This window comes from Microcystis sp. LE19-84.1B (assembly GCF_027531875.1).
Classification (GTDB): Bacteria; Cyanobacteriota; Cyanobacteriia; order Cyanobacteriales; family Microcystaceae; genus Microcystis; species Microcystis panniformis.
Window position 1 is genome coordinate 1 of record NZ_JAPZSR010000175.1, and the last position, 5,638, is coordinate 5,638.

The window sequence follows — 5,638 nt, forward strand, 5'->3', positions numbered from 1 at the left end:
GGACTATGATTGAAGTAACGCACCACCTATCATCGACGGTGATTGTGTGATGGACTATGATTGAAGTAACGCACCACCTATCATCGACGGTGATTGTGTGATGGACTATGATTGAAGTAACGCACCACCTATCATCAAATAAGTAGCTGGTTACAATTAAAGATAAAATACAAAGAATCAGAAGCCTGTCCCACTATCTAAGTGGGTAGAATTAAATATAAGATGAACGTAGGTTGGTTTGAAGCATGAAACCCAACGCCTGCTCATGTTAAGCTTTTCACGACTACTTATAGTTAATCATGTATTTCTGGCAATTTCGTGTTTATCAGCGTCCTTTGCTGCATCCCCTACAAACCCATCACAGATTATGGAAAATTAGGGAAGGAATTATTATTCGCTTAGAAGCGGAAGATGGACGTATTGGATGGGGAGAAATTGCACCTTTACCTGAATTTGGTTCAGAAACATTATCGGCAGCAATATCATTTTGTCAAACTCTCGAAAATCCCCTATCAATAACTTCAATTTTTTCTATTCCCGAACAATTTCCCGCTTGTCAATTTGCCTTTGAATCAGCTTTAGAAGATTTGAGTATAGAGAATCAATCGAGAGAATTAGAACCGAAAAATTATAGTTACTTATTACCCACTGGTGCGGCAGTATTTCCCTGTCTGGATGATATTTTAGCCGCTAATCAAACTAATACTTATAAATGGAAAATTGCAGTTAATTCTCTCAAGCAGGAGTTAACCTTATTTGAAAAATTAATTGACCGATTACCCAGGGGAATTAAATTGCGTTTAGATGCCAATGGGGGATTAAGTATTGCTGACAGTAAAATCTGGTTAAAAATTGCCGATGAATCTAAAATAATTGAATTTATTGAACAACCTTTACCCCCATCTCAATGGTTAGAAATGTTGCAATTAAGTCAAGATTTTACCACGGGAATTGCCTTAGATGAATCCGTAGCCAATCTTCGACAAATAGAGGAATGTTATCAACGAGGATGGCGAGGAATTTTTGTGATTAAACCTGCTATTACTGGTTCAATACAAGGGTTAAGAAATCTCTGGAAAAAATATCCCTTAGATTTAGTATTTTCCTCGGTTTTAGAAACTAATATCGGCAGAAAATCCGCTTTACGTCTAGCACAAGAATACCCCAGAAAGGAGCGAGCTTTAGGTTTTGGTGTGCAACAATGGTTTAATAATAGTGAACCCGATTGGTTAAAAAAACTGTGGACGACATCAGCAAACAATTAGCATATCTCAGTCAAAAAGATTGGTTATATGGATACAATAGCCAGAAATTTTATCAATTATATCAGTCCTATTCTCGGCAATTTATTGCGGTAAATAATCCTCGATTAACTATACTGCTTGCTGAAGGCAATCCCATTAAATTTTTAGCGATATTCTTGGCTGCCGTCAGAGTCAAAAGTTGCCTATTTCTAGCTAATCCCGACTGGAAAACTAACGAATGGCAACAGGTTTTCTCTCTGCTGCAACCCGATTATATTTTTGGTGAAAATATCAAGGTTTTTAACTATAATTCTCCTCCTGTCAATCCTTTGATTAATTCTCTGATGATACCCACGGGAGGAACCTCGGGAAAAATTCGCTTTGCTATCCACAACTGGTTAACTCTAACTGCTTCTGTCAAAGGTTTCTCTGAATATTTTCAAGTCGAGCAGGTTAACTCTTTTTGCCTATTGCCTTTATATCATGTTAGTGGTTTAATGCAGTTTCTGAGAAGTTTTTTAACTGGGGGAGATTTTGCTGTTATTCCTTACCATAAAATCAAACAAAAGCGCATAAATAATCTCAATCTTCAAGATTATTTTATCTCTTTAGTACCCACTCAATTACAATTCTTTCTAGAAAATGATCCTCGTTGGTTAGCCAATTTTAAAACAGTTTTACTAGGAGGTTCCCCTGCATGGCCATCTTTACTAGAAAAAGCTAGAGAATATAATATTTCTCTGTCTCCTACATACGGAATGACGGAAACTGCCTCACAAATTGTCACCCTTAAACCGGAAGATTTTCGACGAGGTAATAATAGTAATGGACAGCTATTACCCCATGCTCAGATAAAAATTAATCCCGATACTCAGAAAATTATTATTGAAGCAAAATCTTTATTTTTAGGTTATTATCCCCATCTTAATCAAGTAAGCTACTTCGAGACCGATGACTTAGGTGACTTCGATGAAAGTAGTTATTTATATATCATTGGCCGCGATAGTCAAAAAATAATTACTGGAGGAGAAAATGTTTATCCTCTTGAGGTAGAAACTGCCATTAGACACACTAATTTAGTTAAAGATGTGGTGGTTTTAGGGTTGCCAGATTCTCGATGGGGACAGGTAATTGTCGCTTTTTATGTACCCGTTAATTCTCAGATAAGCCAGACAATTATTCAATCCCAGATTAAAGATAAATTAGTCAATTATAAACTGCCGAAACATTGGATAAAATTACCAGAGATACCAAAAAGTCCCCAAGGCAAGATTAATCAAACCACTTTAATTAAATTAGCTGAAACTTTTTTTACACCGAGTCAAACCCCGGACGATAATTAGAGTGACTGTTCCAACATCTGACCGTGTTCTTTAAGCCATTGCTTTGCCGTTTCCATACTAGCAACTTGTGACCTGATAATGTGCCAAAATTGTGGAGTGTGGTTCGATTCAATCAGATGCGCTAACTCATGAACTATCACATAATCAATTACGAACATCGGGGCTTTGATCAATCGCCAGTTAAAGTTAACATTGTCTTGGGGTGTACAAGAACCCCAGCGATATTTGCTGTCGGTAATTTTAGCCTGATTAAAGCTGACACCAAGCTTTTTAGCATAAAGGTTGACACGAGGAAGTATCTTCTCTTTTGCCTTCTGAATGTACCAATCTTGAAAAATCTCGCCGCCATTCTTTGTTAGTGCCTTCGGTACTCGAAAGCGATTGTTAATAAACTTTATTTCTGTCTCATCATCAACCAATTCTAAACGATAGTAGCGCCCTAAATAAAGAAGCGACTCGCCATTAACCAGTTCCTTACCAGGAGGATGAAGTAAGACTCGATACTTTTGCTCGTGGTGAATTTTTTCATAGAGCCATTGCTTGCGTGACTCTACTATTTGCTGGATCTTATCGGGATGGGTACCAGTAGGCGCTCTGACCACGATCGAGCGATCACGTTCCACGGTAATGGTCAGGGTCTTACGACTAGAAGAATAAATGATTTTATAGTCAATTTTCATATTAAAAGTCGCTCAATTTTACTCGATTCAGCCTAAACAATTCGGTCGTTATTTTTCTCTGCTATTTCCATCACCCGGGAGATAATCTGTTCTCGATTGTCCATAAGATTGGGAATTTGGAAAAAGTCGGGAGAGAGTAACACTTTTTGAATCTCTGCCCTAAGTTTCTTGCGAGCGGGAATACTCTCCCAAAAGCTAGTTAATTGTAACTCCTGCTCAACAACGGTAAATACTTTCTGAGTGAGAGCGACCATCTGAGAAACCATATCGTCAGTTAATGCCGCTTCTCCAAAACACTCACGTTTGAACATCCGAAACAAGGGCAGCTGCTTTTTCCTGTCCAGTCCGTAGGTAGGCTCATTTTCTGCTTCTCTCACCTTCTGGCGCAGTTTTTCCAGTTCTTGGTAAATCTTGTCCCAATTGTCTTTAAACTGCTCGAGGATGGCTCTCAGTGCTTCAGAGAAGGAGGCTTGCAGTTCGGGATCATCTGCCAAATCGATGTCAATATGATGGCGGAGAGCGTGTTCGATTGCGGCGGCCTTTGTTTTGACTCGCTGGTGTTTCTGGACATGACTCTCAAAGTCCTCATCCAAGATCGAGATCGGTTTAACTTTCTCGTCGATTCCCCTTGATTGCAGGTACTGGTCGGTCAGCGCCCGCAGCTTGGGCGGGATTCCCCTCATACTTAGGCGCTGGTCGCGGAAGTGCTGCCCTGCTAGTACATTCACTGCGGTGAGAGATTGGTAGTCTCTCATGTAGTTCAAGGCCTCCTTGGCGGGATAGACCAAGTTAAGGCTGCGGGTCAGCTTCTTGAAGGCCAGCATGAACTCGAATCGCACATCCTCGTCATAGAAGAGGTCGAAAAAGGCATCTTGATCGTTCAGGTCGGTGAGTCCATTTTGCTTCAACAGTGCAAGGATTGCCCGGTGGTCATCCTCAAGCTGACGGATCTCGTCCTCGGGAAAACTTAAGGTTTCCTCGATTTCTTGCTGCTCTCGCTCGTCGTAGTTATCAATAGCTCGCTTGAGGTGGTGGCCGATGCCTACATAGTCCACGACAAAGCCTTTATCCTTGTTCGCACCGCCGACTCGGTTGACACGGGCGACCGCCTGTAAGAGGTTGTGAGCCTTGATCACCCTATCGAGATACATCACCTGTTCTACTGGGGCATCAAAGCCAGTCAGTAGCATATTATTAACGATGACAATGCCCACATCTCCGGCAATCCCCTGATCCCTTGCGTCAAAGGGCAGTTTAAAGCTTTTAATAGTAGTATCGTGGCGGGTGGAGTTGCTGTATTGCTTGAGGTGGGGTAGGTCGTTATGACTGCTGGAAATGACCACATCGGTCTTCAGTCGCGACAGGCGATCGAGGTTTAGCTGGTGGGGGTTCGCCTGCTCCAATTTAGCAATCTCCTCGGCCAGGGCAGCATCTAAATGCTCTTTGTACCGTACCGCCGCCTCCCGGGAAGTCGCCACCACCTGGGCCTTGTAGCCATTGGGAAAAATCCACTGGAGATAGTGCTGCACCATATCCCTAGCTTTAGCGGCGATGGTGGGATGGGCTTCTAGGTAGGCATCCCGCGAGCCATAGCCCAAAATCTGCAGCCGCTCTTGCAGGTTGTACTCACTGAAGACATCGGCAAAAGCCGCATCCATCCCTGTCTGATCAGACACCTCGGCGTTATGAGTGCGCCCCGTGTAAACAATTTCTAGGGTTACGCCGTCCTCAATCGACTGGCCCATGGTGTACTTGTCGATGTAGTCCCCGAAAACTTTCTCAGTTTTGTCGATAGGGGTGCCGGTGTAGCCAATACGGGAAGCGTAGGGGAGAGCTTTGTCGAGGTTGGTTCCCAGCAGGGTGTACTGGGAGCGGTGGGCCTCATCGGTCATCACTAGGATGTTGCTGCTCCGGTTTAGCTCTGGGAAGGTTTCTCGCAGTTCCCGCTCTTGGAATTTGTGGATCATGGCCATGACCAGATCCGAGGAGTCGCTGCGAAGTAGTTCCTTCAGTTTGGCGATGCTATTGGCGGGCTTAACGGTAAAGCCAACACTTTGGCCAGTCTCGGCGAGTTGCTGCTCTAGTTGGGTGCGATCGGTGATAAATACCACTTTCCACTGGGAAAGGTTGGTATGGCGGTACATGGCCCGCACCATGAACATCATGGTGAGCGACTTACCTGACCCCTGGGTGTGCCAGATGATGCCGCTGCGCTCCCGGGGGGTTTTGCCTTCTATACTTTGCACGGCTACAACTTGCATTTTTTACTCAAGGACAATAATATAGTTTAAGAGTCATAATTAGAAGCAAAGCACTCATTAAAAACATGATTAACCTAGAATTCACGGAAGAAGAAAAGAACTCACTGTAT

4 protein-coding genes are annotated in these 5,638 nt (G+C 42.9%); 2 read left to right on the plus strand and 2 right to left on the minus strand.

Features of this window, described 5'->3' with window-relative positions:
- Positions 1–299 precede the first annotated feature (299 nt).
- Together O9324_RS10385 and O9324_RS10390 are read left to right on the plus strand one after the other, a co-directional pair.
- Complete coding sequence (locus O9324_RS10385; protein ID WP_288140141.1) at positions 300–1,265, plus strand: o-succinylbenzoate synthase; 966 nt, start codon at positions 300–302, stop codon at positions 1,263–1,265.
- Positions 1,226–2,587: a 2-succinylbenzoate--CoA ligase gene (locus tag O9324_RS10390; protein ID WP_288140142.1), complete on the plus strand. Its 1,362-nt coding sequence runs from the start codon at positions 1,226–1,228 to the stop codon at positions 2,585–2,587. The genes O9324_RS10385 and O9324_RS10390 overlap by 40 nt, the downstream gene beginning before the upstream one ends.
- Here the strand turns inward: O9324_RS10390 and O9324_RS10395 are convergent.
- A complete protein-coding gene (locus O9324_RS10395) occupies positions 2,584–3,267 on the minus strand; it encodes a M48 family metallopeptidase (RefSeq protein WP_288140143.1) in 684 nt (227 codons plus the stop codon). The two genes, O9324_RS10390 and O9324_RS10395, sit on opposite strands and share 4 nt — an antisense overlap.
- A gap of 32 nt (positions 3,268–3,299) precedes the next feature.
- Complete coding sequence (locus tag O9324_RS10400) at positions 3,300–5,528, minus strand: type I restriction endonuclease subunit R (protein ID WP_288140144.1); 2,229 nt, start codon at positions 5,526–5,528, stop codon at positions 3,300–3,302.
- Between the last annotated feature and the right edge of the window lie 110 nt (positions 5,529–5,638).